This is a genomic window from Candidatus Desulfatibia sp. (assembly GCF_036446775.1).
Taxonomy (GTDB): Bacteria; Desulfobacterota; Desulfobacteria; order Desulfobacterales; family UBA11574; genus Desulfatibia_A.
Map to the genome: position 1 here is coordinate 1 of NZ_JAZFTO010000163.1, position 5116 is coordinate 5116.

The 5116-nt window shown below is 47.1% G+C and carries 7 protein-coding genes; 4 read left to right on the plus strand and 3 right to left on the minus strand.

The window, feature by feature from the left end:
- Window positions 1-186: 186 nt before the first annotated feature.
- From V3S16_RS08095 to V3S16_RS08110, 4 genes are all read left to right on the plus strand, one after another.
- Complete coding sequence (locus V3S16_RS08095; RefSeq protein WP_413884170.1) at window positions 187-429, plus strand: FmdB family zinc ribbon protein; 243 nt, start codon at window positions 187-189, stop codon at window positions 427-429.
- A 53-nt stretch (window positions 430-482) separates the two neighbouring features.
- Complete coding sequence (locus V3S16_RS08100; RefSeq protein WP_413884171.1) at window positions 483-1739, plus strand: AMIN domain-containing protein; 1257 nt, start codon at window positions 483-485, stop codon at window positions 1737-1739.
- Window positions 1694-2599, plus strand: a complete 906-nt coding sequence (locus tag V3S16_RS08105) for a L,D-transpeptidase family protein (protein WP_413884172.1) — start codon at window positions 1694-1696, stop codon at window positions 2597-2599. Before V3S16_RS08100 ends, V3S16_RS08105 begins: the two co-directional genes overlap by 46 nt.
- Before the next feature lie 69 nt (window positions 2600-2668).
- The gene (locus V3S16_RS08110; RefSeq protein ID WP_413884173.1) at window positions 2669-2884 is read left to right on the plus strand and encodes a hypothetical protein; all 216 of its coding nucleotides are present in this window, start codon (window positions 2669-2671) and stop codon (window positions 2882-2884) included.
- 55 nt (window positions 2885-2939) lie between these two features.
- Here V3S16_RS08110 and V3S16_RS08115 read toward each other — a convergent pair whose 3' ends face one another.
- The 3 genes from V3S16_RS08115 to V3S16_RS08125 all read right to left on the minus strand — a co-directional run bounded on the left by V3S16_RS08115 (window position 2940) and on the right by V3S16_RS08125 (window position 4817).
- On the minus strand, window positions 2940-3167 hold the full coding sequence (locus V3S16_RS08115) for an Hsp20/alpha crystallin family protein (RefSeq protein ID WP_413884174.1): 228 nt from the start codon (window positions 3165-3167) through the stop codon (window positions 2940-2942).
- 80 nt (window positions 3168-3247) lie between these two features.
- The gene (locus V3S16_RS08120; protein WP_413884175.1) at window positions 3248-4624 is read right to left on the minus strand and encodes a class I SAM-dependent methyltransferase; all 1377 of its coding nucleotides are present in this window, start codon (window positions 4622-4624) and stop codon (window positions 3248-3250) included.
- Window positions 4617-4817, minus strand: coding sequence for a hypothetical protein (locus V3S16_RS08125; RefSeq protein ID WP_413884176.1), 201 nt, complete (start codon window positions 4815-4817; stop codon window positions 4617-4619). The genes V3S16_RS08120 and V3S16_RS08125 overlap by 8 nt, the downstream gene beginning before the upstream one ends.
- Window positions 4818-5116: the final 299 nt, after the last annotated feature.

Here is a 5116-nt window from a genome sequence, read left to right on the forward strand (position 1 = left end):
GCTGAAAAAGTCCATCCATCGATTGCTTAACAGGCTACCGAAAAAACAGCTTTTTGGATTTTACCGGATTGAAACCAAATCTTTTAAATTGCCATTATCTTTATTAGGGCGCTATTTTTAGGTACTATATAAAGATGTACAAAAAACTGATTGATTTGCTTTTGACATCTGATGTGGAGGTTCACAATGCCGATTTATGAATATGCTTGCAAGAAATGCGGCCACGGGTTTGAAGTCCTTCGCCTATCCAGCAAGGACTTTAATAATATCGAGTGCCCGAAATGCGAAAGTAAGAAGGTGGCTAAGGCAATGTCCACTTTCGCCGCATCTGTTTCCGGGTCGTCCCCTTCGCCAGCGTGCGAAACGGGCTCCTGCCCCGCGCCGTCGCCGATGCCCGGATGCTCGTCCGGCATGTGCGGCCTTAACTAGGCACGGACAAGCCTTTTTTAAGGATGGAGGAAAGGGGGAAGATCGGGTTCCTTATGCGCAAAAGGCCGTTATTTACCGTACTGGGCTTTGCAGTTGCCATTCTTGCGCTGACATCGTGTGAATCGGACGCCTTATTCAAGCCCTCCGATAAACCAGCCGCCAAAGAAGAGCGGCCACAAAGCGAGCCTTCACAACAATCTGAAGAGCAACTTGAAGAAAAAAAAGCCCTTATCCACTTAACGCGCATTACGTACGCCCCGAAAAAGGGAGGCACGGTAATAAAACTGTACGGCGACAACGCTTTCAGGCACACCTCCTATAAGCTTGCCAACCCTATGCGGCTGGCCGTTGAACTGCCGGACGTCATGCTGGATTTCGAACCAAAACGGATTAAGGTTGACGATCCATATGTGACCTACATAAGCGTCGTCAGGTTTCCCAAAATCAATTCCGTGCGCATTGAAGTGGAACTTGTCATGGACCTTAAATACAAGGTGTCGCAAAAACCCGAATACCTTGAAATAGCGCTGCACGGGCCGGCGGAGACACCGGCAGAAATAATGGGGCAAAAAGCGGCGAGCGATATCAGCGACGAAATCCGGTCCGTCCGAACAAAAAACACCGAGCTTGAAAAGGAAAACGAAAGACTGGCACAGGAACTTTTCCTGGACCGGGAAGCAATAAAGAAACTTGAAGAGGAAAATACCGAGCTTAATTTATACCGGCAAGAAACCGAAAAAACGCGTGACCAGACGGAAAGCCTCAGCAAAACGCTGAGTGCGCGCATCGAGTTCATGGAGAATAAAATTGCAGAGTTGCAACAAAAACTTGAAAAAAACTCCCCTTCGCGTAACCTGCTATCCGGACCCAACTTAGATGAATCTGACGGCTCAAACGATCAGGGGCTTCCGCCACCAAGCCTTTCGATGCCGCCGTCAAGCAATCTTATGGGAATGATTGAACAGGAAACCCAGGTAAAGCAGACGGTGGAAGCCTGGTTAGACGTCTGGAATGAGAAAGATTACGATAAGTATACCTCTTATTATTCCGAGGACTTCACGACCGAAAAAACGGGTTACAAGGGGTGGATGGCTTACAAAAAGGCCCTTTTTAAAAAGGCGGCTGCCATAGAAGTAAAGGCCGAAAATATGCGGATATCCCTTAACCGCAACAACGCAAAAGTCGTCTTTAAACAGGCTTACAAATCCGATTTGCACCGCGACTTCGGAATAAAGACGCTTGTTTTGACAAAAGAGCAAAATAGTTGGAGAATAATATACGAAAATTGGATGCCACTCAAGGGATCATGATTATGGGCAATATGGTTAAACGTAAACTGTTTATAATGCGGACGCAGTTAAGCGTCGCCTACTCCAACTACGTTGTAAATAGGACTTTTGCCTCAACCCGCGACGGTTTGGGCCTGCATTCCAATTCCGTGCGCATTGGCATTGCGATGGCCGTCCTTGTCCTTGCCGGAACCCTTTTTGGCTCGTCGGTTTTCATAGGAAAGTCTTCCGCAAATATTCCACCGGCGATAACGGCGGAAAAGGCGCTTTCAGTCGAAAGCGTTGTCACGCCGCCGCAAATTACTTCAATACCTGAAATACCGGCGCCCGAAGACATCGTTCCTGAAGAAACCGCACCGCCCGCACCCGACATCGAACCGCGCTTCGCAATAGCAGTCGAAAAATCGACCCAAACCCTTTTCATCCTTAAAGACAACGGAGAAACCTACGAGGTAGTCGAAAAGTTCGATGTTTCACTAGGCAAAATCCTGGGCGTAAAGGAAATTGAAGGGGACCTTAGGACACCGGAAGGTTTTTATAAGGTGGTAGAAATAAAAATGGATGAAGAACTGCCGGAGATTTACGGTCCGAGGGCGTTCGTCCTCAATTACCCCAACGAGTATGACGTCGCCATGGGTCGAACTGGTGGTGGCATATGGCTGCATGGCTCCGGCCAGGGAGAAAAAACGCCCGATACGCGAGGATGCGTGGAACTGGACGACGACAACATTCTGGCCCTTGAGTACTGGCTGAAAATAGATACGCTGGTGGCCATTTTCAATTCGGATATAAAGTTGCCATTTGCAAATGGAAAACTCGATAAGAAATATCTGAAAAACGACTTCTTCTACGCACATATGGCTGGCGTAAACGCCGGCTAATAACCTGAATTTTTAAAGCCTAGTTTGACTTACCCATTGAAAACTGGTAAAGTTAATTAAGGGTAAATAATGAAAGTACTAAACCAGGGTCTTATGAAAAGTGTGCGTTCAAGCGCGAAGGAAGGCATGGCCAATCTTTCCAAGGGCAAAATAAAATCGGGCAAGGAAATTATCAGGGCCACGCATCAAAAGTTCGTCGAAAAATCGATTCGGCGGCATTCAGCCATGCTCCAGAAGTTCGTTTCAGAAAAGGGCCAGGGAGCAAAAATCGATTTCTCCATATAGGACACCCTAAAAGGGGATTACAAGAGAACTTTATCCTGACCCAAGTCCACGCCTATCAGCCTGCCATTACGTCTATCTTTTTCTTTTCCGGCTCAATCTTCGGCAACGTCAACGTAAGTACCCCGTTTTTGACGGCGGCCTTTATGCCGTTCGTGTCGATCTCCGCATTAAGGGGAACGGTCCTGCAGAACGAACCGTAGGATCTTTCGATGTGGTAGTAATCATTACCCTTCTCCTTCTTCTCTAGTTTCTTTTCGTCCAGTCCGGGAAGTTCGGCCGACACTTGTATTTCCCTAGTGAGTACCTCGATTCGGTTCCTTGGTTCAAAAAACCGGACAGCCCGAAGGGGCGTTCCGCCAACTGCTATTTGGACCTGAAGTGATAAATGTGCCTCTTGGATTGGCTGATCTCGCATGAATCAATTATCTCCGCTTTTTCAGAAAGCATCGATTCAAACCTGGATTTTGTATATCCGCCGAATATATCTTCGCGGGTTGCCAGCAGTTGCTGAACCATTGGGTCTTCTTTGCTTACGAATTCTACAACCCCTTCGTCCGCAATGCCTGTAATCCACTCCACGAATGAGGCCATCTCTATGTTTCGTGAAATGCAAAGGTGATGAATGAGCGCCAGCGCGAGGACAAGGTCTGGCCTACCCCTTTCGGAAACGGTTTTTGTTTCCTTGTTCAACCACCCGGAGGAGGGCGAGGGGTCCGCAATATCGATAAGGAGCGGTAGAATCTTTTCCTCTTTTCTCTCCCTTACATTACTTGATAGCGTGTCCAGCGCGCCGTGATCGGAATCCATTGCGATAACCAGTTCGGCATGCTTTGCCGCAATCAGGCTATATTTGCCGATGTTTGCCCCGATGTCCCAAACGAGGTTTCTTTTCTTTTGTCCGCACACTTTTTCGACAAACTCAACTTTTGTGGATTGTTCTTTTTCGTCATAGCTGTGGGAGTTGGCGTATTCAGACCACGTTGTATTTTTAAAGGGACTTTGAAGTGAAGATACCGTTCCGCGCAATTGGTGAATAATAAGGTCTAGTTTTTCGGCCGTCATGCCGGATGTAGATGGCTTGCTTTGCCCTTTTTTTTCAACCTTGCTCTTGTTTAGCCGGTTCTGCAAAAAAATCTGGAACAGGACGCCTTTTTTTAAAATGTCGCTCCACCCGAAAATGCCCGCCATGTCTTCAAGTGAAATTCCTTCCAGGCTCCCTCTTATCCAAGGGTGGAAATTGACTTTTTTGTGCGAGGCGAGCATAAGCGGAAATAAAAACATCCTGCAAAACTGGGCGTACCCAATCCATATCATTCCATTCTCGTAGGGTTCAAACGAAAGAATGTCTATGAACACCGGCCGTCCCCGGATAAACTGGATGTTAAAGGGAGTGCCGTCGCGCAAAATAAAGCCGTGTTTCAACGATTCCAGCATTATGTCAAGCGTAAGGAGTGCAGAGTCTTTCAGCATTTCAAAGGACCATTCATATGCATATGAGATGAACGGAACCTTTTCATGCTCCAGAGCCATCGGGTATTCGGAATCGGAGAAGGCATGGTTGATTAACTCTTTTGTGCCTACGACCATTTTTTTAACGCGAAGTGATTCAAATAGGGCGCTTTTGGAAAAACCCTTCCACAGTTCGGCTCCTTTTAGCGAGAGCCTCCTTATTACCCTGCCTTCAGAGTAGATTATGTGGCCTAACGGGTCTCTGTATGAAGCCGGTTCCCGTTCAGCCATCTCCGTCTTGTTTCTTGAAAAATCCCTTGATCCGACCCCAGTACGTTTTTACGGCCACTATCACCGCAGCAAGCGCGGCAAGGAGGCCCTGCAACAGCATGCCGCCCGTTCCGGGATCAAGATAGGCTTGGGCCGGTGACGGAGAAAAAACGACCGCAACAAGGATGATACTTATAAAATGAAACCTTTTCATACCTTTGAAACTATTTCAAAATGAACCGAATTGTCAAATGCCACTGCTTTGAGTTTATATGGAAGTTGGGGACTGAAGGAATACCCGGCGCAAACATCCACTGCCAAGTGGGATGCAGTAATGGATTTCATAAACAACAACCCTTGCTGGTGGACCGGGTGCGAACCGGAATAAATACTTTGAGTTGATTGCTGATTTTTACCGGACTTGCTAGAATGCTTCCAATTAAAAAGGGGGCAAATGGGAAATATCGGTTTATATGGCTTAAGTGAGAAAAATAGTTGAGACTTTCAAATGCG

What these genes read in the sequence shown, in the direction of transcription:
- V3S16_RS08095 (WP_413884170.1), top strand. Translation starts at nt 187, where the DNA reads ATGCCGATTTATGAATATGCTTGCAAGAAATGCGGCCACGGGTTTGAA.
- V3S16_RS08100 (WP_413884171.1), top strand. Translation starts at nt 483, where the DNA reads ATGCGCAAAAGGCCGTTATTTACCGTACTGGGCTTTGCAGTTGCCATT.
- V3S16_RS08110 (WP_413884173.1), top strand. Translation starts at nt 2,669, where the DNA reads ATGAAAGTACTAAACCAGGGTCTTATGAAAAGTGTGCGTTCAAGCGCG.
- V3S16_RS08120 (WP_413884175.1), bottom strand. Translation starts at nt 4,624, where the DNA reads ATGGCTGAACGGGAACCGGCTTCATACAGAGACCCGTTAGGCCACATA.
- V3S16_RS08125 (WP_413884176.1), bottom strand. Translation starts at nt 4,817, where the DNA reads ATGAAAAGGTTTCATTTTATAAGTATCATCCTTGTTGCGGTCGTTTTT.